This is a genomic window from Phenylobacterium sp., assembly GCF_036402295.1.
GTDB lineage: Bacteria > Pseudomonadota > Alphaproteobacteria > Caulobacterales > Caulobacteraceae > Phenylobacterium.
In genome coordinates this window covers 1-24,793 of record NZ_DASWTE010000323.1, presented here as the reverse complement: position 1 = coordinate 24,793, position 24,793 = coordinate 1, and the positions used below count along the sequence as shown (strand labels likewise).

General features: G+C 68.5%; 19 protein-coding genes. 7 read left to right on the top strand and 12 right to left on the bottom strand.

What is annotated here, in order from left to right:
• Nucleotides 1–143: 143 nt before the first annotated feature.
• The 3 genes from VGD44_RS19430 to VGD44_RS19420 form a co-directional block, all read right to left on the bottom strand.
• Nucleotides 144–803 (bottom strand): RraA family protein, encoded by a 660-nt coding sequence (locus VGD44_RS19430; protein ID WP_331090028.1) that lies wholly within the window; start codon nucleotides 801–803, stop codon nucleotides 144–146.
• A 526-nt stretch (nucleotides 804–1,329) separates the two neighbouring features.
• Nucleotides 1,330–1,935: a cupin domain-containing protein gene (locus VGD44_RS19425; protein WP_331090027.1), complete on the bottom strand. Its 606-nt coding sequence runs from the start codon at nucleotides 1,933–1,935 to the stop codon at nucleotides 1,330–1,332.
• 452 nt (nucleotides 1,936–2,387) lie between these two features.
• Nucleotides 2,388–3,155 carry a haloacid dehalogenase type II gene (locus VGD44_RS19420; protein ID WP_331090029.1) on the bottom strand — a complete coding sequence of 256 codons (768 nt, stop codon included), beginning with the start codon at nucleotides 3,153–3,155 and terminating at the stop codon, nucleotides 2,388–2,390.
• 237 nt (nucleotides 3,156–3,392) lie between these two features.
• Here VGD44_RS19420 and VGD44_RS19415 point away from each other — a divergent pair, with 237 nt between their 5' ends.
• Together VGD44_RS19415 and VGD44_RS19410 are read left to right on the top strand one after the other, a co-directional pair.
• A complete protein-coding gene (locus tag VGD44_RS19415; protein WP_331090026.1) occupies nucleotides 3,393–5,150 on the top strand; it encodes a dihydroxy-acid dehydratase in 1,758 nt (585 codons plus the stop codon).
• A 6-nt stretch (nucleotides 5,151–5,156) separates the two neighbouring features.
• On the top strand, nucleotides 5,157–6,083 hold the full coding sequence (locus VGD44_RS19410; protein WP_331090025.1) for a glyoxylate/hydroxypyruvate reductase A: 927 nt from the start codon (nucleotides 5,157–5,159) through the stop codon (nucleotides 6,081–6,083).
• Between the two features lie 145 nt (nucleotides 6,084–6,228).
• On the opposite strand, the gene VGD44_RS19405 is transcribed toward VGD44_RS19410, so the two are convergent.
• The 3 genes from VGD44_RS19405 to VGD44_RS19395 form a co-directional block, all read right to left on the bottom strand.
• Nucleotides 6,229–7,551 (bottom strand): FAD-binding oxidoreductase, encoded by a 1,323-nt coding sequence (locus tag VGD44_RS19405; protein WP_331090024.1) that lies wholly within the window; start codon nucleotides 7,549–7,551, stop codon nucleotides 6,229–6,231.
• 681 nt (nucleotides 7,552–8,232) lie between these two features.
• Nucleotides 8,233–8,655, bottom strand: a complete 423-nt coding sequence (locus VGD44_RS19400) for a hypothetical protein (RefSeq protein ID WP_331090023.1) — start codon at nucleotides 8,653–8,655, stop codon at nucleotides 8,233–8,235.
• Nucleotides 8,652–9,779: a hypothetical protein gene (locus tag VGD44_RS19395; RefSeq protein ID WP_331090022.1), complete on the bottom strand. Its 1,128-nt coding sequence runs from the start codon at nucleotides 9,777–9,779 to the stop codon at nucleotides 8,652–8,654. Before VGD44_RS19395 ends, VGD44_RS19400 begins: the two co-directional genes overlap by 4 nt.
• Nucleotides 9,780–10,038: 259 nt before the next feature.
• Between VGD44_RS19395 and sppA the strand changes: the two genes are divergently transcribed.
• Nucleotides 10,039–11,814 (top strand): signal peptide peptidase SppA, encoded by a 1,776-nt coding sequence (gene sppA / locus VGD44_RS19390; RefSeq protein ID WP_331090021.1) that lies wholly within the window; start codon nucleotides 10,039–10,041, stop codon nucleotides 11,812–11,814.
• Nucleotides 11,815–11,842: 28 nt separating this feature from the next.
• Here the strand turns inward: sppA and VGD44_RS19385 are convergent, their stop codons facing one another.
• The 3 genes from VGD44_RS19385 to VGD44_RS19375 all read right to left on the bottom strand — a co-directional run bounded on the left by VGD44_RS19385 (nucleotide 11,843) and on the right by VGD44_RS19375 (nucleotide 16,433).
• On the bottom strand, nucleotides 11,843–12,856 hold the full coding sequence (locus tag VGD44_RS19385) for a retroviral-like aspartic protease family protein (protein ID WP_331090020.1): 1,014 nt from the start codon (nucleotides 12,854–12,856) through the stop codon (nucleotides 11,843–11,845).
• The gene (locus VGD44_RS19380) at nucleotides 12,853–14,592 is read right to left on the bottom strand and encodes a tetratricopeptide repeat-containing sulfotransferase family protein (RefSeq protein ID WP_331090019.1); all 1,740 of its coding nucleotides are present in this window, start codon (nucleotides 14,590–14,592) and stop codon (nucleotides 12,853–12,855) included. The genes VGD44_RS19385 and VGD44_RS19380 overlap by 4 nt, the downstream gene beginning before the upstream one ends.
• A 65-nt stretch (nucleotides 14,593–14,657) precedes the next feature.
• A complete protein-coding gene (locus VGD44_RS19375) occupies nucleotides 14,658–16,433 on the bottom strand; it encodes a tetratricopeptide repeat-containing sulfotransferase family protein (RefSeq protein ID WP_331090018.1) in 1,776 nt (591 codons plus the stop codon).
• A 138-nt stretch (nucleotides 16,434–16,571) separates the two neighbouring features.
• Between VGD44_RS19375 and VGD44_RS19370 the strand changes: the two genes are divergently transcribed.
• The gene (locus tag VGD44_RS19370; protein ID WP_331090017.1) at nucleotides 16,572–17,534 is read left to right on the top strand and encodes a methyltransferase domain-containing protein; all 963 of its coding nucleotides are present in this window, start codon (nucleotides 16,572–16,574) and stop codon (nucleotides 17,532–17,534) included.
• Nucleotides 17,535–17,628: 94 nt separating this feature from the next.
• On the opposite strand, the gene VGD44_RS19365 is transcribed toward VGD44_RS19370, so the two are convergent.
• Nucleotides 17,629–20,577, bottom strand: a complete 2,949-nt coding sequence (locus tag VGD44_RS19365; protein ID WP_331090016.1) for a TonB-dependent receptor plug domain-containing protein — start codon at nucleotides 20,575–20,577, stop codon at nucleotides 17,629–17,631.
• 204 nt (nucleotides 20,578–20,781) lie between these two features.
• On the opposite strand from VGD44_RS19365, the gene VGD44_RS19360 reads away from it, so the two are divergent.
• Nucleotides 20,782–21,558 (top strand): hypothetical protein, encoded by a 777-nt coding sequence (locus tag VGD44_RS19360; protein ID WP_331090015.1) that lies wholly within the window; start codon nucleotides 20,782–20,784, stop codon nucleotides 21,556–21,558.
• Nucleotides 21,559–21,598: 40 nt separating this feature from the next.
• On the opposite strand, the gene VGD44_RS19355 is transcribed toward VGD44_RS19360, so the two are convergent.
• Together VGD44_RS19355 and oppB are read right to left on the bottom strand one after the other, a co-directional pair.
• Nucleotides 21,599–22,495: an ABC transporter permease subunit gene (locus VGD44_RS19355; RefSeq protein ID WP_331090014.1), complete on the bottom strand. Its 897-nt coding sequence runs from the start codon at nucleotides 22,493–22,495 to the stop codon at nucleotides 21,599–21,601.
• Nucleotides 22,492–23,415, bottom strand: coding sequence for an oligopeptide ABC transporter permease OppB (oppB, locus tag VGD44_RS19350; protein WP_331090013.1), 924 nt, complete (start codon nucleotides 23,413–23,415; stop codon nucleotides 22,492–22,494). The genes VGD44_RS19355 and oppB overlap by 4 nt, the downstream gene beginning before the upstream one ends.
• Nucleotides 23,416–23,526: 111 nt before the next feature.
• Here oppB and VGD44_RS19345 point away from each other — a divergent pair, with 111 nt between their 5' ends.
• Together VGD44_RS19345 and VGD44_RS19340 are read left to right on the top strand one after the other, a co-directional pair.
• Complete coding sequence (locus VGD44_RS19345) at nucleotides 23,527–23,937, top strand: TIGR01244 family sulfur transferase (protein WP_331090012.1); 411 nt, start codon at nucleotides 23,527–23,529, stop codon at nucleotides 23,935–23,937.
• The coding region (locus tag VGD44_RS19340; RefSeq protein ID WP_331090011.1) for an MBL fold metallo-hydrolase at nucleotides 23,934–24,793 on the top strand (860 nt) is incomplete at its 3' end. The genes VGD44_RS19345 and VGD44_RS19340, both read left to right, overlap by 4 nt.

Genomic DNA, 24,793 nt, shown 5'->3' with positions numbered 1-24,793 from the left:
GTCAGCATCGCTGACGACGGCCCGGTAGGGGTCGCCGTACTGGCCGCCGGAGACCGCCAGATTGCTGCGGTGGGCGTAGAGCGAGGCCGGGGCCACCAGGTGCGCGTGGGCGTCGATGATCGTCATGGATGAGTCCCGGTTGGTCAGAGCTTGTAGACGTCGAGGGTGAGCGCGCCGGCGCGGACCTGCTCGAGGATGGCGACCTCATCGGCGTCGCGCTTCGCGGCCGCCGGCACGGCCGCGGCCGCAGCCTCGGGCCCCAGGACGACCACGCCGTCGGCGTCGCCGAACACCAAGTCGCCGCGCCGGACCACGACCTCGCCGATACGAACCGGTTCACCGACCGCGCCGGCGCCCGCGGGGTCTTTCGCCGTGCCGCGAATGCTGATCCCGGCGGAGAAAGTGGGCAGGCCCAACTCGACCAGCCGCAGGCTGTCGCGGACGCCGCCGGTGATCACCAGCCCCGCCACCCCGCGGGCGATGGCGGCGGTCGCCATGATCTCACCCCAGTAGCCGAACTCGACGCCCGCGCCGGTCTCGACGACCAGCACCTCACCCGGCTCCGCCTCCGCGAGGGCGCGGTGGATCCAGAGGTTGTCGCCAGCCGGACAACGCACTGGCAGGGCGCGACCACAGAGACGCATCGTCAGATCGATCGGCTTCAAGACACCGGGGAGCGCGCCCGCCCTGCGCGCCGCCTCGTGCAAGCTGGCCGATGACAGCGCCGCGGCCGCGGCAACCAGGCCGTCGCCCGGACGGGTCAATGCACGGTCCGATGTCGGCTGCGCCAAGTCGCCTCCCATGGGTTTGATCCAGCGGGTTCGTCTGCCCGCGCTGACGCCGCTTATATGCACCATTTGGATAATTTAAAATAGCCAATTTGTCCGTTGGTGCATTTTCTGAGGCCGCTGATTCGGCCGGGGGCCTCGCCAGGCTTGGGAACGGCGCACCAGGTCGCAGGCCCGCAGTTTGCCGTCGATCGGGCAGTTGAACATCGCTAGGTCGCGTCGCCGCCCGGTGACCTTGAGCTGCTGGCGGATCGCCCAGACATGCTTCGGCTTCAACGGCGCCTTCGGCTCGATGATGCGTTCGGCTCGATGATGCGTCCGGCGTTCCGCGGCTTCTTCGGCATACGGAACAGGTCTGGCTGGCGCATGGCCACCTCCTTGAGGCAGCCCCCTCCGCCCGCCCTCTAAACCCATCGACCGCTGCCGACGGCGTCAGGGCTGCGCCACGAGGTTGCATTGGTGTCGTGTCGGGAACCGGACATTCGCGCGTTTGAAGGCGAGGTCCGCTTCCCGGAGAGATGCGAATGAGGGGATCCGACCCTTAGCGGGCGTTCGGAGCTCCCGAATTGGGAGCGGGAGGAGACGCCTGCAGGCGACGTAGATCGCTTTCGCCGCAGGCTTTCGGCTGAAGCTGCACGAGCGGGTTGGGACCTAGTCGCGTGGTGCCGGGACGCTTCGACCCGAACACCGCGACGAGGCGGAAGGGTTCGGCGCCTGCATTGACGAAGGTGTGCGGCGTTCCCGCCGGAACATTGGCTACGTAGGGGCCCGCAACGGTGAAGGTTTCGCTGCCGATCCGGTATCGGGCCGTCCCTTCAAGCAAAACGTGCGCTTCCTCTGTGTCATGGACATGGAGCCCCGGCCCTCCGCCGGGATGCGTCTCGGTGATGATGAAGGATAGGCCCTCGAAGCCGTATTCGTCGCCGTTAAGGCGATGAGTGAACTCTCCCGGCTGTCTGTAGAAATGGCTCAGTTGATCGAAGCTGAAGACGTGAGCCTTTGGGTCGTGGGCTCTTGTGGGCGGGTTAGAGAACTCTTTCTCCGGCAGCCGCGCGCTCCCCGGCGCAATGCCCGAAGCACTACAAGACGGGGCTTTCCTGACCGCCGCCTCCGGGGCTTTCTCTTCTGGCGCGGGATGTGCGCTCACAGGGTGAGCTACGGGGCCCGACAGCGCTGCGACCGTCGCAATGGCGAGAGGCAAGCGTAGCATTTCGAGTGCTCCGGCCTACGCGCGAAGCTCGCCGCCCGTGGGATAATGGAGCTATAGGAGTTGCCGACTCGAACTCCAAGCAGGAGGACCAGGCTCAAGGACCGCTGCCCACCCGGTAGCGACACCTCGCACGTCCGCTTCCAAGAAAGGAGTGGATGCGGCGGTTGAACGACTGCCTGGCGCCAGAAGCAGAAGTTGGACTTGGTCCGGCAACGCGACATTGGCGAGGTTCGTCGAAAGGGCGACACCGACCCTTCGCGGACGTTGGCGACAGCCACTCTGAAAGCCGCTTCGGTTCTAAGCGGGTCGCTCTTTGCCCAAGGCTAGCGGCGGCCAAGGCACGCAATCTATGCGAGCCAAGGCCCCATGCCTCATCGGCGCGGCGTCGGTCAGAGACCCATCAGACCCGCCAGGCCGCCGATGTCCTCGATTTCGTGCGTGGCATAGTGCGGCGTCAACGACGGCTCATGGCCCCGAGCCACGAACACGCGCCAGCCGTAGCCCATATCCCGCGCCGACATGTGGTCGTAGCGGAAACTGGAGGACACGTGCATCGCCTCTTCCGGCGCGCAGCCTAGCTGGTCGAACATGTATTCGAAGGCCTGAAGGCGAGGCTTGTAAGCGTTGGCGTCCTGAGCCGTGAAGATGTGGGCAAACGGCGCACCGAGCTTATCGACGTTGCTCTGGATGTGCTCGTTCATCGCGTTCGACAGGATGACCAGAGGGATTTCACTTGCGATCCTGGCGAGACCAGCCGGTACATCCGGGTGAGGTCCCCAGGTCGGCACCGCGTCGTAGAACTGCAGCGCCTGGTCCTCACGATAAGGCAGGCCCCACTTCCGGGTGGTGCGTTCGATAGAATTGCAGAGGACTTCGCTATATGGCTTCCAGTCGCCCAAGACCTCGTCAAGACGGTAGTAGGCGAAGTCTGCTAAGAATGCGTCCATGTTTTCCGGCGAGACCTGGTCGGCGAAGATTTGGCGCGCCAGCGGCCCCATCTGAAAATTGGTGAGGGTCCCGTAGCAGTCAAACGTGATGTATTTTGGCCGACGCGCTCCCACCGCCCTTATCTCCCAGTCTGTTTGGGATAGAGGATTTTCTATCCTCGCTCGATGAAACGGCGGATCGACCGGAACAAGACGCCTATTTTGGACCATATGCGGCCGAAGTTCTGCGTTTTTCCAGGCCGGGCGGCATGGGGCACCGCGCCCGTTACTGGCCCCGACAACAGCTCGTTGAAACCATAAAGTCCTTACGCGCGCGAGGCGCGACATGACCGCTGATCTCTTGCGCCGAAATCGTGCCGTGCGTGCCGACGGCTTTAGAGAAACAGCAGAACAATCGCCGCGCTCCCCACTAACCTTGTCGTGATCCAAGGCCACGGGGACCATCCAATGGGCGATATCAAAGGCGGGGGCGGGCGGCCGCTTCGCAGCGCGCGCTGGTTCCGGAAGGACGACCTGCCCGGATTCATCCATCGCACCACCCTTGCGGCGTCCGGGTGGAGCCGTGAAGACCTGATGGAGCGGCCGATCGTCGGGATCCTGAACACCTGGTCCGACATAAATCCGTGCAACCTGAACCTTCGCGACCTGGCTCAGGAGGTGAGGACCGGCATCCTCGAGGCCGGCGGCATCCCCTTCGAAGCGCCGCTGCTGTCGCTCAGCGAAAACATCATCAAGCCCACCTCCTTTCCCTTCCGGAACCTGCTGTCCATGGAGGCCGAGGAATGCATCCGGGCCTATCCTTTTGACGCCGTGGTGCTGCTCGGCGGCTGCGACAAGACCCAGCCCGCCCTGCTGATGGGAGCCGCGAGCGCCGGCGTTCCGATGATCTTCCTCGGAAGCGGACCCGCCACCCCTCGCGCCATGGCCGGCGCGTCTCTCGGCAACGCCACATCGGTCTGGCGCGCTGTCGACGAGCTTCGGTCGGGCAAGGCGCCTGAAGGCCAGTTCGCCGCCCTCGAGCGCAACGTCATGGGGGCGCCGGGGCACTGCGCGGAGATGGGCACGGCCTCGTCGATGGCGGCGGTCTGCGAAGCCTTGGGCGTGAGCCTGCCCGGCAGCAGCCTGATCCCGGCGGCGGACAGCCGCCGCACGCAGATGGCGCGGGCGGTGGGGCGAAACAGCGTCCGCCTGGCGGCGACGGGCGGTCCGCAGCCCCGCGAATTGCTCGACGCGCGGGCTTTCGACAATGCCATCACGCTGCTTTGCGCCGTCGGCGGCTCGACCAACGTGATCATCCACCTGCTCGCCCTCGCTGGCCGGGTGGGCGTGCCGCTGACGCTCGACCGGTTCGACGAGATCGGCCGCCGGACGCCGCTGATCGGCAACGTGGAGCCGGCGGGCGAGCACCTGACGGAGCGGTTGATGGCCGCGGGCGGCGTGCCGGCCCTCATGAAGCGGCTGGCCCCCTTGCTCCATCTGGATGCGCCCACGGTCGACGGACGCACGATCGGGGAAGTCATCGAGGCTGCCGAGGTGTTGGACGAGGACGTCATCCGCCCGCTGAGCAACCCCGTTCGGCCGGGCGAGGCCATCGTGGTCGTAAGGGGGAACCTCGCGCCCGACGGCGCCGTTCTGAAGGCCTCCGCCGCGGACCCCAGTCTGTTCAACCACCGCGGCCCGGCGGTGGTTTTCGAGGACGTCCAAACCATCGCCGATCGCATCGACGATCCGGCGCTGGGGATTACGCCCGACAGCGTCCTCGTCCTGCGCAACGTGGGTCCTGTCGGCGCGGCCATGCCCGAATGGGGCATGCTGCCTATCCCCCGCCGCCTGCTCGAAGCCGGCGTGCGGGACATGCTGCGCATCTCCGATGCGCGGATGAGCGGCACCGGCTATGGCACCGCGCTGCTGCACGTCTCCCCCGAGGCGGCTGTGGGCGGACCGCTGGCCTTGGTGCAGGACGGTGACATCATCGAACTCGACGTCTCGCAGCGACGGCTGGAGCTGTGCGTCGAGCCGCCTGAGCTGGAGCGCCGCCGGGCGGCCTGGCGCCCGCCGGCCGGGACTCACGTGCGAGGTTATCGAAGCCTGTATGACCAACACATCGAGCAGGCCCACCGCGGGTGTGACTTCGACTTCCTGCGCGGCGCCGATCCCGACAGCCTGCCCGAGGGCTTGTTCGATGGTTGGGTGGGGGGCTGGTGACGCCGGATGAGCGTACTTTACCGATCGGATGCGCCGCGGGCAGCGGCATGGGCCGCCTACTTCGCCGAGCATGCGCCCGACCTGGACTTCCGGGTCTGGCCCGACGCGGGGGACTTGAGCGAGGTCGAATACCTCATCGCCTGGCAGGCGCCGGGCGAGTTCCTCGCCGCCTTGCCGCGGCTGAAGGTGCTCTTCTCGTCAGGGGCCGGCGTCGACCACATCGATTTCAGCGCGGTGCCGCCGCATGTGCCGGTGGTCAGGATGGTGGAGCCGGGGATCATCGACGGCATGGTCGAGTATGTGACTTTCGCCGTCCTGGCCCTCCACCGCGACGCCTTTGACTATGTGGCGGCCCAGTCAAAGGGGACTTGGGCGCAGTCGGAGGTCTGGCCGGCCTCGACCCGCACGATTGGGGTGATGGGATTGGGGGTCCTCGGTCGCGCCGTATTGGAGCGCTTGGCCACCTTCGGCTTCCGGCTGCGGGGCTGGAACAGGTCGCGGCGAACCCTGCCAGGGGTGGAAAGCTTCGCCGGCGCCGAGGAACTGCCCGTCTTCCTGCGGGGGTGCGACCTGCTGATCTGCCTGCTGCCGCTCACCGACCAGACCCAGGGCATATTGAACGCGAACCTGTTCGGCGCCCTGCGGCCAGGAGCGGCGGTGATCAATGTCGGCCGCGGCGGGCACCTCGTGCAGGCCGACCTGCTGGCGGCCCTGGACTCCGGCCAACTCTCCCGCGCTGTGCTGGACGTGACCGACCCCGAGCCGTTGCCTTCGGGCCATCGGCTCTGGACGCACCCACGGGTCTTCCTGACCCCTCACATCGCCAGCATGACGCAGCCCGACACGGCCGCTCCCGTGCTGCTGGAGAACATCCGCCGATCCCAGCGCGGCGAACCGCTATCCGACGTCATCGACCGTTCGCAAGGCTACTGAGCGGCGAGGCATCCCGTCGGATGTTGATCCGATGCGATGTCTGCTCTCCACCACCCATTGCTGGAAGGGGCGAAATCGGCCACTCCCCCTCCGCGTCAGATCTCAAGTTGCTCGGAAAGCTCCAGCGCGCGTTGTCGACTCGCTCTCAGATGGCGGCGATGTCCAGTTTCGAGCCGTCGACCAGCCGCGACAGCCGGAAGGGCGTCGGATCGACGCTAGGCGTGTCGTTCACGACCAGCTCTGCAGCCAGATAACCCAGCCCCGGGCCCAAACCGAAGCCGTGGCCCGAGCAGCCCGCCGCGAGGACCAGGCCCTCCACCCCATCCACCTGCGATACCACAGGCACGGCGTCCGGCGTGCAATCGACGAAGCCGCCCCAGGCGCTATCGATCTCTATGTCGCCGAGTTGGGGGAAGGTCTTTCGGACACTCTCCACCACCTGGCTCACCAGCCATTTGATGGGCGGGGGATCCAGCACGCGATTCTGTTCGAAGATCCGGTCGTCGTTGGTCAGCAGCGCCGGCATTGAATCCGGCCCCGAGACGAACGAGTGGCCGACGCCGAGCCTGACATTCTTCAGGCGCCGCAAGAACTGCGGCATGAATTCCCGGCCATACCGGATGGCCTGGGGGGTGATCTCGAGGTTCGCCTTGCCGCTGATGGCCAACGTATAGCTGCCGTCCAGTCGGCGCGTGATCGTGCAATAGGGTGTGGAGACCGCCTCGCCGATATTGATCGTCGGGGCGGAGCGCAGGGCCGTCTGTCGGATGCTTGCCTGGGGGAAACTGATCCCGAGCGGCCGAAGGAAGCGCGAGGACCAGGCGCCGGCGGCGCAGAGCACCGCGCTGGTCCTGATGTACCCCTTCTCCGTGTGTACGCCCGCGATCCTGCCGTTGGCCAGGTCGAGCGCCCGCGCGGCGCATCCCTGGTGGATCGTGGCGCCCAGGGCCCTGGCCCCTTCGGCGATAGCGGGCGCGGCGAGCGCGGGTTCGGCCTTGCCGTCCCGTTCGGAATAGGTCCCGCCGACCCATTTGCCGCGCGCTTCGGGGACACGCTCGGCCACCTCCGCCCGGCTCAGCACGCGCGTGTCGACGCCGAACTCCCTGGCGACCTCGCGCCACCGTTCCCAGCCGGCGAGCACGGCCTCGTCGTGGGTCGCATAGACGAGACCGCAACGTCGGAATCCAAGGTCCCGATTGATATCGCGCGTGAGTTCGTCCCACAGCCGCATCGAGATCACCGAAAGCGACAGTTCGCGCCGGTCGCGGTTCTGCTGGCGGCACCAGCCCCAGTTGCGGCTCGATTGTTCGCAGGCCACGTGGCCCTTCTCGAGCAGCGCCACCGAGAGGCCACGCTTGGCGAGGTAATAGGCGGCCGTAGCGCCGAGGATGCCGCCGCCGACGATGACGACGTCGGCCTCGGCCGGGAGACGCTCGTCGCTGTGAATGCGCTCGACGCGGGGCGACATGTTCCAACGAACCTCGGCTGCCAAGAATGCGGACGCAAAGTTCCGATTAGCGATTCATCGCATCGGTCGGTCGAAAGATTGCGCCGAAATCACCTGGAGCTTCGCAAGATGCTCGGGTTTACGGGCCTTTGATTGGTCTGACGCGCTGAACGAACAGCGCGCCTTCGCTATGTTGCTAAGCCTGGAGGCAGGGAGGAGGCTGTGCCGGAGCTTGCTGAAGTCGGCATTCTCGCTAATCGAAATCCTCGGCGAGAGGCCCGACTGCGAGCACCGGTTTTGATGCAGCGGGCTGGTGTACCGTTGCGCACGAAGCCGATGTTCCGAACTTCTCCGTTGAGTCCAGGCTGCGTAAAGGCGGTGCAGTTGTAGCCGGGCTCACGGGTGTGCTCACCGGGTCGATGGAAGAAGTCGAAGCGATCCGGGGTCTGGAAGCTGCTGGCCCACGCCCACCGAAATGGCTTACCGCGTGATGGCTGCGCGCGTCGGGCCGGTCTCACACGAAATCGCCTGACGACCGACTTCGCATAGGCCCTGGCCTTGAGCCCTTACTCGTCAGCGGGAAACTAGCTAGTTCGCTTGCGACTGCCCCCACGACCATTCATTCCCCCGCGAAATCCAGACCCTGGCGGCCTGTGGCCGTCCCTCCGGTTTTCGCCATGGCTGCGTCGGCGCGCCGTCCTGTCAGGGATCGAACGGCCCGGCCGCCGGCTTCCTGGCGCCAGCTGATCCGCCGCTCTGGAACCACCCGATCCGACGGAACCTGCTGTCCGCCTCCAGGATGCGCTGCAGGTCGCGCAGGAACGTCCGGAACACGTCCCACTTCGACCACAGCCAGAAGGTCTTGAAATTGGTGATCAGATAGCATTCCTCGGCATCGAGCACGCTGATCTGTAGCCAGATGCGCTGGCGTCCTTGCCAGATGTCCAGTTCCCACCCGTGATCGCCCCCGTCGATCGGGTCGGACACGCGATAGTCCAGTTCTTCCAAGGCGGCTTTCAAGGTTTCGGCGATATTGTTGCCTGGCTGTACATCGACGACGTCACCCTCATAGGCCGCGTCATCGGGAAAGGCCGACCTGAACCTGATCTCCGTGCGCCAGGTCACCAGCTCGTCTCCTCGCGATCCGCAAGATGCATGGCGGTCCCAGCACTGGCGCCGACGCCGCCGACTCGCGCCTTCAGGGGCGCCGGACTGCCATGCCAGATGCGCCCCGCCAGACCGTACTCTTCAAGGCCCAACTTCCTGCCGCTCCAACCCTCGCCACGGACAACCCGACCGCCCTTGAAACGGGGATCGACTTTGTAGTGCAGTTCGTAGAAGTCGCCTCGGCTGATCCCCTCCGGCTTCAGGACGTTGAAGACACTGTCGCTGTAGCTCTCAGGCAGACCCGCACGACGCGGTACGAAGTGGTGCCCCATCCCGGACAACGGATAAGGCTCGGCGAGACGCGCTGCCGCCCTAGGGCTGAAGCCCTGCGCCAGGTACCTGTCCACGTTGCCCACGTTGGATATCCGGTCAAGCCCCTTCACGGCCTTCGCGGCGGGCCCACCGACCACGAGCGAGCCGACGTCAAATGCGAGCTCGCCTTGGTTCTGGCCGATCTCGAAGTTGCGACGAAGCTCACCCTCGAGAGTAGCCGCTGCCGGCGTCGCAGAAGGATCGAGCTCACGGCGCCACTGCTTCGCGGCTTCGGTCAGGTCCGTCACGACACTCCGCGGATCGGCGATTCCCTTGCGAGTGTAGTCCACGGCATTTCGGCCCGCGTTGAACGAGCCTCGCCCCAGTTGCTCGATTGCGGACTGGCCTTGAGGACGCTTGAACGCATCGAGAGGGTCAAGCAGGCGATTGACGAAGGCAACTCCCTCAGCCGCGCCCTGCACAGCGTGGATCCCGCCCCTGACAACTCCCGCCGTGTTGCCTGCATTGCGCGCTGCATCGATGGCCACAGCCCTTACCACCGGGTTCCGGCTTGCACGCCGCATGGCCCCGTCGGCCTCTAGCTTGGCCTTTCGAGCAGCGCTCGATACTGCTTCGGCAGCGCGGCCTTCTTGTTCCTGCAAGAGCTTGGCGCCGTACCGCATCACCTCCCCAGGCGAACTCAATTTCAGATCCTGGCCCGCCCTGATCGCCTTTCCGTACGCTTCGTGCGCGGCCGCTTCCGCCTCGCGGCCGAAGCGGGCGGCCCTACGTCTTTGACGATCCATGAACTCCGAAATGCTCTCGCCCATGCTTCATCGCCGGCCCCACGGGCCGTCCCTCCTGGTCTGATGAGAGGCGCTGGGACCGCGGCCGACACACGGCGCCCAGCACTGGGTTAGAGAGTGCCATCAAAGAACAAGCTTGTCAAGAACAAATCGAGAACACCTAGTACCGGCGGTTCTAGACCTCGCAGCCCTGCGGCCGTCCGCAGCGCGCGGCGCCGCTGCGGTGCTTTGCTGCGGCGGGATTGTGTGCGACAGCGCGCAGAATCATCGGCGGCGAACATCCATGAAGCAGTTCCTGATCACGGCGGCGGGCGTCTTCGCGGGCCTGGTCATCTTCCTGATCGGCGTGCCCGTGCTCCTCATCGGCATGGCGGTCTCGGCCACGGCGCCCGCACCGGTGCCGGCGAAGACGGTGCTGGAGTTGGACCTGCGCGGCCCGCTCTCGGACCAGGCGCCGCAGAACGCGTTGTGGGGCCTCGCGCGCAACTCCACCTCGGTGATGGCGATCATCGAGACGCTGCACCGCGCCGAGGACGACAACCGCATCAAGGGCCTGCTGATCCGCCTGCCCGAGGGCGGCGTCGAACCCGGCATGGCCGACGAGATCCGCCAGGCGCTGGCCCGCTTCCGCGCCGCGGGCAAGCCGGTCTACGCCCACAGCCAGGGCGTCTATCCCGCCGGCTTCGTGACCACGACCTACATGCTGGGCGCCTCGGCCGACCAGTTCTGGATGCAGCCGGGCGCGTCGCTGCAGGTGACCGGCGTCGCCACCGAAGACCTGTTCTTCAAGCGCTTCTTCGACAAGTACGGCGTCGTCCCGCAGTACGAGCAGCGGCGCGAGTACAAGAACGCCGTCAACAGCTTCCTCTTCAGCGACTACACGCCTGCCCACCGCGAGGCGACGCTGTCGTGGATGGGCTCGGTCTACCAGTCGAACCTGGCGGCCGCGGCGACCCTGCGGAAGACCGACGCGGCGGTCCTGCGCGAGACGCTCGAGGCCGGCCCCTACGCGGCCGAGGACGCCGTGCGGCTGAAGCTGGTGGACCGGCTGGGCCAGGTGCGCGAGGCCGAGCAGGCCCTGTTGGACAAGGCCGGCGACGGCGCCAAGACCGTCGACTTCGACGACTACGTCGACCCGCGCCGCGACCAGCCTCGGACTGGTCCCACCATCGCGCTGATCGAGGCCGAGGGTCCGATCATGACCGGCGAGGACCACGGCTCGAACCCCTTCACCGGCGGCTCGACCATCTACTCCGACGACCTGGCCAAGGCGATCCTGCGCGCGGCCAAAGCGGACTCGGTCAAGGCGATCGTGCTGCGGGTGAACTCGCCCGGCGGCTCGGACACGGCCTCGGAGCAGATCCTGGACGCCGTGCGGTTCGCCAAGTCCAAGGGCAAGCCCGTGGTGGTCTCGATGAGCACCTACGCGGCCTCGGGCGGCTACTGGATCGCCTCCGAGGCCTCGGCCATCGTCGCCCAGCCCACCACGCTCACCGGCTCGATCGGGGTGTTCGGCGGCAAGTTCGCCGTGGGCCCGGCCCTGGGCAAGTTCGGGGTCGACGTCCGCGGCGCGGGCGTGGGCGGCGACTACGCCGGCGCCTTCGGCCTGGGCCAACCCTTCACCCCCGCCCAGCGGGAGGCGTTCGCCGGCTGGATGGACCGCATCTACGCCAACTTCCTCACCCGCGTGGCGACCGGCCGCAAGCTCGCGCCCGCGCAGGTGGCCGAGATCGCCAAGGGCCGGGTCTGGACCGGCGCGCAGGCCAAGGGACTGGGGCTGGTGGACGAGGTGGGCGGCTTCTACCAGGCGGTCGACAAGGCCAAGCAGCTCGCCAAGCTGGAGGGCGACGTGCCGCTGCGCCGCATGACGCCCAGCGCCGGCGCGCTCGAGACCCTGCAGAAGGCCCTGGGCGTCCAGGCGAACTCCGCGCGCAGCCTGGCGGCGGCGGCCTGGATCTTCGGCGACCCGCGCGCCCAGCAGCTCCTGGACCAGGTCGCCGAGGCCCGCATGCGCAGCGAAGGCAAGGCCACCGTCCTGGCGCCCATGCCGATCCGGTAGGCCCTCCCTTAATGGGGAGGAGGGCCGCCTACCCCGCCACCTGTCGCCTGGCGTGAATGAAAGTCACTTCGCGGCGGCCGAAGTCGAGGATCACCTCGTCGAAGTTCCGCAGCACGTCGATGCCGACCAGCATCGCCGGGCGGTCGTTCAGCTCCCACAGGCTGAAGATGTGCAGCGGCGCGAAGGCGGCGCGGATGTTGTTTAGCCCGATGCCGCCCAGCCGCAGCCGTGGCAGGATGGCCAGCCGCGCCGACGATGTCTGGCCGGTGGCGCTGATCAGCTCGGTGTCGGCCATGCGCCGGTCGTAGCCGGGCCGCTGGCGGATCAGGGTATCGCGCAGCACGTCGTTGCCGCAGGTGATCTGGGCGCCGGAATCCAGGAACGCGCGCACCGGGATGCCGTCGACGTCGGCGTCGAAGATCACCAACTGGCCCGACCGGTACTGCGCGGGCACGACGATGCCGTGGTCGCGGTTGGGGATGCGGGTGCCGCCCCCGCCGCCCAGCATGTTCACCGACGGCCCCGAGCCCGACGCGCCGATCTCGAAGGTGTTGCGCGCGAACGAGAGCCGCATGCGCCGGCCGCGCAGCACGTCGATGCCGAGCAGGCCGTCGGCGCCCAGGGCGGCCTTGGGCAGGATCGGCAGGCTGAGATTCGACGACTGCACCTGCCCTACCCGTAGCCGCGGCACCTTCACCAGCGGGGCCGGCTGGGTCCCGACGATGCCGTGGACCGGTGTCATCCCGTCGGGGACCAGGCTGCAGCGGGCGGCTGTCTCCACGCCGATGACCGTGCGGTTGGCGCCTGTGTCGACCACGAACTGGAACGGCCCGCGACTGCCCAGCTTCACCGGCACGGTCATCCGCTTGGCCTCGTCGAAGGCCGTCTCCAGGCGGGTCCCTGTCGCAGACTCCGGAGGCTGCGTGTCGGCGAGGTTGATCGAGACGATCGGCTCGCGCGGCCGGGGCGTGGTCGCGCACGCGGCGGCCAGCCCGCCCACGAAGAGCGTCTGGGCGGCGCGCCGGCGCGAGAGGTCGGTCATTCAGCCTCGTATCCGAACTTGACCACCCACGGCGCGAGCGTCGGCTGGACCGGCGCGAGCTGGTCGGCATAGCGCCGCCACGCGCCCACCCCCTCGGCCGAGAGCCCGCGCGAGAGCTGGGCCCCGCTGGGGGTCGCCACCGCCCGGTCGCGCGCCTTGTCGGCGAAGTTGCGCATCGAATCGCTCCAGGTGAGGCCGAGGAAGCTACAGACCTCGCCCACCGCCTTGTCGAAATCTTCGACCAGCGACTCGTGGCGCACGACGAGCGTGGCCTTCGCCATCGCCGGCTGCAGCCGCTCGGCCAGGCTCATCGCCGCGTCGTAGTAGCCGGCCGCGCCCGGCAGGGTGAGCAGCTGGTAGGCCGAACCGCTCATGGCGAAGCGGCGGCGGTAGCACGAGAGCACCACGTCGCGCGGGTCGCGGCGGGCGAACAGGATCTTCGCGCCCGGGAACAGCTTCAGGATCAGCGGCAGGCGGAAGGTGTGCAGCGGGTGCTTGTCCACGAACACCTTGCCTGCCGGATCGGCGCCCTCGGCGCGGACCTTGGCCCAGTAGGCGTCGCGCAGGGGTTGGAGCTCGGCGTCGGTGGCGTGCGCCAGGCGGCCCACGTCAGCCGGATCCATCTGGAAGGCGCGCTGGGCGGCAGCGAGGGTCTCGCGCTCCTCCAGCGCCTCGACATCGGGGTGGCTGGCCAGAACCTGCTCCAGCAGCGTCGTGCCCGAGCGCGGGAAGCCCAGCAGGAAGACGTGCGTCTTGGGGCCGTCGGCGGGCGCCGGACCCGGCTCGGCGGCCCAGGCCGTGGCGGGGATGTTGTCCAGCTCGGCCAGCATGGCGCGGGCGAAGTCCAGCGCGCTCGCGCCCTGGCCGTGCGCGGGCGCATAGGCGCGCCAGAGGCCCATGTTGCAGGCCGCGTAGGCCTGGAACGCCTCCTCGGTCATGTCCTGGGCGTCCAGCACGTCGCCCAATTGGCCCTGGGCCAGCGCGCGCTGATGCGGGGTCAGCCGTTCGTCGCCGGCCAGCATTTCCAGGCGCCGCTGGGCGCGCTCGCCGTGGCCCTCGGCGGCATCGGCGGCGGCCAGGACCATGACGGCATCGGGGAAGTTGGGCTCGGCCTCCAGCACCGCCTCGGCCAGAGGCCGCGCCTCGGCGTGCGCGCCGCGGCGGCTGAGCAGGTTGGCCACGCCTTGCATGGCCCCCAGGTTCTCCGGCTCCAGCGACAGCGCGTGGCGGTAGGCGGCCTCGGCGTCCTTGAGCTTGCCCATGGCCTCGAGGCTGGCGCCGCGCGCGCAGTGGGCGCCTGCAAACTCCGGCATGATCGCCACGACCGAGTCGAACATCGCCAGTGCGTCGCGGTAGCGTTCCAGCCGGGTCAGGACGAGACCCGCGGCGTTGCGGGCGCCCAGGTCCTGCGGCGCGATGGCGATGGCCCGCTCCAGCACCTTCAGTGCGTCGTCGAAGCGGCCTGCCTGTTCGCATCGCAGCGCCGTCAGGTTCAGCACCATCGGGTGCTCGAGGCCGTCGTTGAACGCCGTCTCGGCGAGCGTGGCCGCCGTCACGAAGTCACGCGCCTGGGCGGCGGCCTGGATCGCCATCAGGGTCTGGCGGTCGGCGTTGGGGTCGCGCGCGCCCGGCGGGCGTTGGGCCGCGGCGGGCGCAGCCGTCGTCGCCCCAGCTGTCGACGGGGCCGGCGTGTACCCCGACTTGATCCTGATCTGCCCGACCTTCCACTCGCTCAACGTCGCCGACCTCAAATTCGAAAATGCGGCGCGCAGACTAGCAGCGGAGCACGCCCAATGCGCGCTTACATCGATGGCGCGCCCGGATAGGCGTCCAGCACCGGGCCCAAGGCCGCCTTCAGCGGGTCCAGCCAGGGCTCGAAGTTGCGCCAGTGCTCGGCGGCGTCGGTGAAGATCGGCCGGCGCACCTGCTCCGAGCTGGCGGTCCGCACCGCCCGGTCGTTCTCGTAGAAGCGCAGGCAGGCGTCCTCGAACGGCAGGCCGCAGGCGGCCAGCAGCGCCCGTGTCTGGCCTTCCGGGTCGGCCACCAGCCGCTCGTAGATCACCCGGTGGACCCGGCCGGGCAGCACCGCGTCGAAGTGGGCCATCAGCGCGACGTAGTCGGCGTAGTAGCGACCGAGGCTCGTGAGGTCGTAGCTGAAGCCCTGGCCGGCGGCGAAGTGCTGTTTGTACGCCGAGAAGCAGCAGCCCAGGGGATGGCGCCGCGCATCGACGATCCGGGCGTTCGGCAGGATCGTTTGGATGAGGCCCACATGCGCCCAGTTGTTCGGCAGCTTGTCGACGAACAGTGGTCGGCCCGTCTTGCGGTGCGCCTGGGCCCGGGCCAGATACTCCTCGCCCAGCTCGCGGGCTTCCTTCGGCGACAGCGCCGCCAGCACGTCGGGATAGGCCCCCTCGCTCTCGCGCCGCGCCGGTCCGCCCAGCCGCGCCGCCAGCATGGGGATGTACGGCAGCTCCTGCGTGCCCTCGACGGCGGAATGGCTGGCCAGGATCTGCTCGACCAAGGTCGAGCCCGAACGCGGCAGGCCCACGATGAAGATCGGGTCGCCGGCCGGGCAGCCCTGGCCGACCCGGGCGGCGAAGAAGCCCTTGCTCAGCAGCGCCTTGGTCCGCCGCATCTGGCCGGTCGTCTCGGCCGGATCGTAGGCCAGCCGCGCCCGCTGGATCGCGTTGCCCTGGGCGTACTGGCCGAAGGCGGCCTCGTAGCGCCCGGAGTCTTCCAGCGCCTTGCCCAGCGCAAAGTGCAGTTGCAGCCGGTCGTCGTCGGGCCGCGCGGCGCCCAGGCCCGCCTCCATCGCGGCGACGTCGGCGTCGTCGAAGCGCGCGGTCTTGAGGTTGGCCAGGCTCCACCACGCCTCGCCCAGGGCCGGCTCGAGCGCGAGCGCGCGACGGTAGGCGGCCACCGCCTCGGCCTGGCGCCCCAGGGTCTTCAGCGCATGGCCGTAGGCCATCCACGTCAGCGCCGAGTCCGGGTGCGCGGCCAGCACGGCCGCATAGGCCTCCGCGGACGCTGCGTCCTCGCCCAGGCGGGCCAGCGAGGCGGCGCGCAGGTGCAGATAGAGCGGGTTGGCAGGGTCGTCTGAAAGCAGCCGGTCGGCCTCGGCCAGCACGGCGGGGATGCGTTCCAGCCAGTTGAGCACCAGCGCATAGGCGTAGCGCGCCGAGGTGAAGCCCGGCGCCAGCTCCAGGCACCGCCTCAGCAGCGCCTCGGCCTCGCCGTTGCGGCCGGCGCGGGAGGCTACGTCGCCGGCCATCCAGAGCGCCTGGACGTCGGCCGGGCGGTCCGCGACCGCGGCGCGCAGGATGGCGTCGGCGTCGGCGGGGCGGCTGGCGATCAGCGCGTCCGCGGCGCGCGCGAGGTCGGGCGCGGACACCGTAGCGCGCATCTCGCGCGCATAGGCCAGGTCGGCGCCGGGAACGTCGCCGGCGAGCCGCAGCCGATGACCCTCGGCCGCCCAGCGGGCCGCCGCCGGCGGATCGGCCGGCGCGGGCGCTGCGGGCCGCGCCGTCGGCATGGCCGCGTAGCTGACGCTGTACCGACCGACGCTCCAATGGCTCAATGTGCGCTCCCTGGCCCCCATCGACACAGTTAGCTCGCGCCGTGAGCGGCCGCCACCCTCCGGTCGCCCGGCTTGGCGACGGCGGCGGCTTCCGGTACCTGGGCGCATCGCGCCGAGATCGGCGGGCAAGGGTCATGCATGAGCCGTCCAACCCACTCTAGCCGGCGCCCCGGCTGGCACTGGAGCGAGTACTGGCAGAGCGGCCGCACCGAGATCATGACGGTCGACACCGCCCAGGGGCCGGTGACCTTCGATCCCGGGAAGGCGTGGACGTCCTTTTTCACCACGTTCCAGGACGGCGCGCGCCTGATCGACCTGGCGACCGGCGGCGGTCAGGTGGCCCGGCTCGGCCACGCGGCAGCGGTCGCCGCCGGCAAGTCGCTCGACATCGTGGGGGTGGACTATGCCGATCTCGGTCCCAACGCCGGCGACCTGGCGCCGGGCCTGCGGCTGATGGGCGGCGTCCCGCTCGAGCGGTTGCCGTTCCCCGACCGGTCCTTCGACGGCGCGTCGTCGCAGTTCGGAATCGAGTATGCCGACGTCCGCCTGGCGATCGGCGAGGTGGCGCGGGTCCTGAAGCCCGATGCGCGGGCGAGATTCCTGATCCACCACACCGAGAGCGCGGTCAGCCGCGCCGCTGTCGCCCAGACGACGGCGCATGATCGGGTCCTGCCGGACGACGCCGCGATCCAGAAGGCGCGGCGCGCGTTCGGCGCGCACCTGAAGCGGCTGCCGCCCGCCGGGGTGAGGGCCGCGGAGGACGCCTTCCGCGAAGCCGTCCGTCGCGCTGCGGCGCGGCTCGAGCCGTCCGACGCCTTCCAGCCTGCGCGCTATCACGTCGATTACCTGGCCGACCTTGCCGGGGGGCTCGCGCGCTACGAGCCGAAGAGCGCCTTGGCGAGGTTGGACGTGTTCGAGGCAGGCGTGGCCGCCTGGCGGCAACGCCATCGGAACCAGATCAAGGTCGCCCTCGACCGCGGGGGCCTGGACGCCTTCCTGCAGCGCAGCGCCGGGAAGGGGCTGGAGACCGTCGATGCGGCCGCCGAACACGACGAGCGTGGCGCCCTGATCGCGTGGCGGGTGGACCTCCGAAGGAACTGACGCCCGACCGCGTCGTCCGAGTCGGAAGCCGAAGCTCAAAAGAAAGGGGCGGTGGATCGCTCCACCGCCCCCATCTCATTCCGTATCCGCAGTCTTAGAAGTCGGCGGTCAGGCCGACGAACAGGTAGCGGCCGAACGCGTCGTAGACCTGCGGCCAGGTGTTGCCGTTGCAGGGCCCGGTCGGGCAGTTCGACGAACCCGTGAGCGGCGGATCCACGTCGAAGACGTTGTTCACGCCGGCGCGGAAGTTGAGGTTGTCGCGCATCGTCCAGGACGCCGTCAGGTCGAAGTAGTCACGCGACTTCAGGACGCGGTCCGACTCGTACTGGATGCCGGTGTTGTTGAGCGCCGGGTGATCGTCGAACGCGTCGAGCGTCACCTTCGAGAAGTGGCGCCATTGCACCGACAGCGAGAAGTCCTTGAACCAATCGCCGTACTCGAACGGCGTGGTCCAGGTCAGGCGGGCCTTGTGACGCCATTCGGGGTTCGGAGCCGACAGGCCGCCGGACACCGAGCAGATCGAGCCGTAGAGGCCGGCGCAGTCGAAGGCTTCGTCGCCCGGCAGGTTCTGGACCTTCAGCGTGTCGAGATAGGTCCCGACGAAGTTGAAGTTCAGGCCGCCGCCGTTCGAGATGCCCATGTCCTCGAGGTCCATCCGATAGCCGGCGCTGACGTCGAAGCCGGTGGTGGACAGCGAGCCGGTGTTCAGGGTCGTGTCGACCACGAAGCCGGTGTTGTCGAGCCAGAGCGAGCCGTTGGCCGGGTCGCGGTTGACCAGGTTGCAGAAGAACGGGTCCAGGGTGTCCAGGCACCGGTTGATGATGGTGTCGGCGCCGATGCCGGCGATGAAGTCCTTCACCTTGATGTCGAAGTAGTCGACCGAGATGTTGAAGCCCGGCAGGAAGTCCGGCTGCCAGACGACGCCCACGGTGTAGGTGTCGGCGGTTTCCGGATCCAGGTTCGGGTTGCCCCCGATCAGGCCGTTGTACTGGTTGGCCGGGTTGGCTTCGATCGCCAGCACCTGGGCCGCGGTCAGGTTGAACGCCTGGGCGCAGCGGGCCACCAGCGCGTCGCCCGGATTCAGGCTAGCGCAGGGGTCCTGCGTGCCGTCCAGGACGACGTTCTGCGGGCTGAACAGCTCGAGGACGTGCGGCGCGCGGACGGCGCGGTTGTAGCCGCCGCGGACCCGCAGGCCGTCGATCGGTTCCCAGTCGCCGGCGATCTTGTAGGTCTCGGTGGTGTCGATCGTCGAGTAGTCCGAGTAGCGGAACGCCAGCTCGAGGGTCAGGTTCTTCGCGAACGGCATGTCCTGCACGAGCGGGATGCGGGCTTCGGCGAACAGCTCGTAGACGTCGAACGAGCCGTTGACCGGCGGGTTGGCGCCGCCCGAGCCGTTCAGGTCGCCCGAGGACGAGATGAAGTCGGCGGCGAAGTCGAGGGTCTCGCGGCGGTATTCCGCGCCGATCGACACGCCCACGCCGTCGTTGGCCCACGGCGACTTCACACCGTAGTCGGTGAGGTCACCGCCCAGGTTGAAGTTCACGATGCGCTCGAACAGGTTGCCGTTCTGCGTCGAGGGGGTCTCCAGGAAGTCGAGCGCCGCCTGGGTGACGCCGCCAAGCTGGAAGATGTTGTAAGGCACGCAGGCCGCATTGCCGCTGGCGCAGACCGGGCCGTTCGGACCCTGGACGACATTCAGCGCCTCATTGATGGCCGACGTCCGGAAGAAGCCGGTCTGGGTCTGGTTGAACGACACGCGACCGTATTGCATCGCGAAGTCGTAGTTCCAGTTGTCGTTCAGGTCGCCCTTCAGGCCGACGACGTAGCGGTACTGCTGGTGTTGCGTCTTGCCCTGACGGCCGCCGCCTTCCACGTTCCGGCGGGCGACGATGCCCGTGAACGTGCCAGCGGGGTTGCTGAGGCAGGTGCCGCCGCCGACCGCCGGCATTCGGTCGCGCTGCTGGTCGGACAGGAAGGCGTTGGCGCAGTTGATCGAGAAGGTGCCGGCGAACACGCCGCCCGGCGCGATCTGGTACGTGGACGTGTCGTCCATGAACATGACGTCCATGTACGCGGTCGCCCAGTCGGCGACCTCGTACTCGGCGAAGGCGCCCAGCACGTAGCGGTCGTCGGGACGCTGGTAGTAGTTGGACGGGCCGTAGTTGTAGACGTCGCGCGAAGCCACGCGGGTGCGGAAGGTGTTACCGGGGCCGGTGATGTCGACGATCTGGTTGCCGACGCGCGCCGGGAAGGCCGTGCCCGAGCCGCCGCAACCGAACTGCGTGAAGTCCGGGGTGCCGGAGAACAGCGAGCACGACGAGTAGTCGCGGTTGCCCTGCAGGATCGGCTCGACGTGGCGGTAGCCGGCGTAGGCGGTGACGTTGCCCTTGCCGTCCGGCGAGTTGACGCCGATCACCAGGGTCACCTGGCTCATCTCGCCGTCGCGGACGTTGTCCTTCGGCAGCTGGAAGAACTCCGGGCTGGCGGCGTTCTGCTGGGCCGAACGCACGATGTCGGCGACCGAGTTGCCGTTGTCGTGCTGGTAGAGGCCGTACTGCGCGTCGACGCGCACGCCCTCGAAGTTGCGCGTCATGATGAAGTTCACCACGCCGCCCACGGCGTCGGCGCCGTACACGGCCGAGGCGCCGCCCGTCAGCACGTCAACGCGCTGGATCAGGGCCGAGGGAATGAAGTTGATGTCCGCGGCCAGCGAGCCGCCCAGGGTGTTGGGCGTGCCGGGCATCAGGCGGCGGCCGTCGATCAGGACCTGCGTGCGGGTCGCGCCCAGGCCGCGCAGGCTGATGGTCGCCGTGCCGGTCGAGCCGTTGGAGAGCGCCGAACCCTGGGCCGCGAAGGCCTGGGGCAGCGAGTTGATCATGTCTTCGACGCGGGTCACGCCCGTCGCCTTGATTTCCGCGGCGCTCACCGCGGTCACGGGGCTGACGCTCTCGAGGTTGGGCGACGGGATGCGCGTGCCGGTGACGACGACTTCGGAGACTTCCTCCGCCGCGGTCTGGGCAGCCGCCTGCGACGTGAGACCCATCAGGGCAGCGCCGCAAATCATAGAAGACGCCAGAAGGCGTTCCCGCATGGATTTGAATTTCACGGTCTAGATCCTCCAGCGGTCCTGCCTCGAGGGGCGGCCGCTCCCCACAAAAAGAGATCGGTCCCGGAAACGGTCGGTCTCCGGTTACGGCGGAGTTACGAACCACAGGGAGGGTCGGTCAACGAACATTAGCGGTAGGCAATGTTTCGGGCGCCCACCTGTCGCATTCTGGTCACAGATTGCCGCACCGACGGTGATTTCGGGCAAGGTTTCGTCAAGGAATATGACAGCGAGCAGACCGTTCGTCGCAAGCGCTTGTGTCGCGAATCCCACATTCAGCAGCCGCCAGCACCGTTTGTCGCCGGAATCATCCCGGCCGTTGCGCGCCCAGCCGTCCGACGCCTAATGAAACGGGCCTGTCAGGAGCATTCGGACCCGCACATGATCATGCCGCGCCTCGTTCTCGCGCTCAGCCTGCTGGCCGCCGCTGCGGCCTCCACCGTTGCGTTCGCCCAGCCGAAGGGCGAGGGCCGCTCCCAAATGCTGCAGGAACTGGTCGATTGCCGGAAACTCACCGACGATGCGGCCCGCCTCGCCTGCTACGACAAGGCGTCGGCCAGCCTCGATCAGGCCGAGCAGAAGGGCGACATCGTCGTGGTCGACCGCGAACAGGCCCGCAAGGTCCGGCGCCAGGCGTTCGGCTTCTTGCTCCCCTCCATCTCCCTGTTCGAGAAGGGCGAGACCCAGGAGGAGCTTGAGAACGTCGCCTCTCAGGTCGACGCCGCCCGGATGAACGGCGCAAGCAAATGGGTGATCCAGCTCAAGGAAGGCGGCGGCACCTGGGTCCAGGTCGACGACAAGGACCTGCACAAGACCCCGAAGTCAGGCATGCCCGTCACGATCCGCAAGGCCGCCCTGGGCAGCTTCATGATGTCGATCGACGGCGGCGGCGGCTTCCGGGTCCGGCGGGTGGAGTAGTCCCTACCCCGCTGCGAAGTGGATTGCCCTCCGAGCGTCATCACCTGTCCTTCGGATCGATGGCGTCTCTTAGGCCATCGCCGATGAAATTGAAGCACATCAGGGTCAGTACCATCACCAGCGACGGGAACACGAGCAGCCAGGGCGCGAGCTCCATGTCAGAGGCGCCGCCGGCGATGAGCGTGCCCAAGGACGCCATCGGCGGCTGCACCCCCAACCCCAGGAAGCTCAGGAAGCTCTCGGCCAGGATGACCGCGGGGATCGTCAGCGTCACGTAGACCACGACGGGACCCAGGAGGTTGGGGACGATATGCCGCGCGATGATCGCCGCGCGCCCCAGGCCGGCGGCGCGGGCGGCCTCGACGAACTCCTTGTTCTTGAGGGTCAGGGTCTGGCCGCGGACGATCCGGCTCATGGTCAGCCACTCGACCGCGCCGATCGCGACGAAGATCAGCACGATGTTTGACCCGAAGGTCACCATCAGCAGGATCACGAAAAAGATGAAGGGCAGCGAGTAGAGCACGTCGACGATCCGCATCATCGCCTCGTCCACCTTGCCGCCCACGTAGCCGGCCACCGCGCCCCAGACGACGCCGATCACCAGCGAGACGAAGGTGGCCACCAGGCCGATGGCGAGCGAGACGCGCAGGCCGGTGAGGAGGCGGACCAGCAGGTCGCGGCCCAGCGCGTCCGACCCCAGCAGGTGGCCGCCTACCAGCGGAGCCAGCCAGACGTCGTCCTTGTCCACCTGGTCGTAGGCGAACGGGCTCAGCAGCGGTCCCACCACCGCCAGAAGCACCAGCACCGCCAGCGTCACCATGCTGGCCACCGCCGCCTTGTTACGCAGCAGGCGCCGCCCCGCGTCATCCCACAGGCTGCGGCCCTTCACGGCGGCCGCCTGCGGGCGGCGGCTGCCCTCGGTGACGTAGGCGCTCATGCCAGCCTCACCCGCGGATCCAGCGCCGCGTAGAGCAGGTCGGCGACCAGGTTCAGCAGCAGGATCAGGGCGGCGTAGAGGATCACCATGCCCATCACCACGGTGTAGTCGCGCTGCAGGGCGCTGATGACGAAGAACTTGCCGAGCCCCGGCAGGTTGAAGATCTTCTCGACCACCAGCGAGCCGGTGATCAGGCCTGCGCAGGCGGGGCCCAAATAGCTGACCAGCGGCAAGATCGCGGCCCGGAGCGCATGCTTGCGCACGATCAGCCCCTCGGGGAGCCCCTTCGCCCGCGCCGTGCGGATGTAGTTCGAGTTCAGCACCTCGATCATCCCGGCCCGCGTCAGCCGCGAGATGATGGCGATCTGCGGCAGCGCCAGCACCGTCACCGGCAACACCAGGTTGGGCAGCGCCCCGTCGTTCCAGCCGGCGGTCGGCAGCCAGCCCAGCTTGGAGGCGATCGCCAGCACCAGCAGCGGCGCGGTCACGAAGGTGGGGATGCAGACGCCCAGGATCGCTACCGCCATCACCGCGTGGTCGGTCGCCCGGTTCTGCCGCAGCGCCGCCATCACGCCCAGGCTGACCCCCACGACCGAGGCGATGGCGATGGCCGACAGCCCCAGCTTCAGCGAGACGGGGTAGTTCTCCTTCAGGATGTCGAGCACCGACTTGTCGCGGTACTTCAGCGACGGCCCCAGGTCGCCGCGCACGACGCCGCCCAGGTAGTCCGCGTACTGCTGGGCGAGCGGCTTATCCATGCCGTACTGCGCAAGCACGTTGGCCTCGATCTCGGGCAGCAGCTTACGGTCGCTGTCGAACGGGCTGCCGGGCGCGGCGCGCATCATGAAGAAGGCTGCCGTGATCACCAGGAACAGGGTGGGTACTGCGACCAGGAGGCGCCGGCCGATGAAGCGGAACATGGCGCGGAAAGGGTCTCCGGGAACGGCTCGGGACGAGCCGGACCTTGCGAAGGTTCCACCCACCCCCGATGATGTCAACGAAGCCAGCCCCTCCCCGCACGAGTACCCCCAATGAGCGATTTTCGACGCGTCACCGACGACTTCACCACCGCCCCGCAGATCAGCCTGGCCGACGTGGCCGAGGCGGCCCGGTTGGGTTTCCGGACGGTGATCAACAACCGCCCCGACGGCGAAGCCCCCGACCAGCCGTCCAGCGCCGAGATGGAAGCCGCCGCGAAGGCCGCTGGTCTCGCCTACCACCACATCCCGGTCACCGGCGGCCCGACCCCGGCGCAGGTGGAACAAACCCGCGAACTGCTCGCCACCGTGGAGGGCCCGGTGCTGGCTTTCTGCCGCTCGGGCACGCGCTCGATCGTCACCTGGTCGCTGGCCCAGGCCACCTCGGGCGCGCGGCCCCGCGACGAGCTGATCAGCCTGGGCCGCGCCGCCGGCTACGACCTCTCGGGCGTGCTCGGCGGATGATCCCCTACGTCCGCGACATCGACATCGAGTACGGCCGCTGCGATCAGGTCTCGCCGCTGATCCGGCGGGTCACGGCCAACAACCCCGGCCCGTTCACCTTCAAGGGCACCGGCACCTACATCGTCGGCGAAGGCGAGGTCGCGGTCATCGACCCCGGCCCCGACGACGCGGCGCACCTCGAGGCGATCCTGGACGCGGTGAAGGGCGAGACCGTCACCCACATCCTGATCACCCACCACCACTCCGACCACTCACCGCTCGCCGGGGCGCTGAAGGCGGCCACGGGCGCGACGATCTACGGCTGCGCCGTGGCGTCCCATGACGAGGACGACGGCGGGGTGAAGATGGAGGCCGGCCACGACCTCTCCTTCAAGCCCGATGTCAGCCTCTGCGGCGGCGGCCAGGTGCTCTCCGGCCCCGGCTGGACGATGGAGGCCATCGCCACGCCCGGGCACACGTCCAACCACATCTGCTTCTCGCTGCGGGAAGAGAACGCCTGCTTCACCGGCGACCACATCATGGGCTGGTCCACCACGGTGATCACCCCGCCCGACGGCGACATGACCGACTACCTCGGCAGCCTCGCCGACATCCGGGCCCGCGAGTTCGACGTCCTCTGGCCGACCCACGGCCCGCCGATCCGCGACGTCGACCGCTTCATCCAGGCCTACATCGACCACCGCCAGGAACGCGTCGACCAGATCCTGGGCGCCCTGAAGGCTGGCCCGGCCAGGATCCGCGACCTGGTCCCCACCCTCTACGCCGATGTCGACTCACGCCTGCACCCGGCGGCGGCCCGCTCCATGCTGGCGGCGATGATCCACCTCGTGCGCAAGGGCCAGCTGGCGGCGGACGG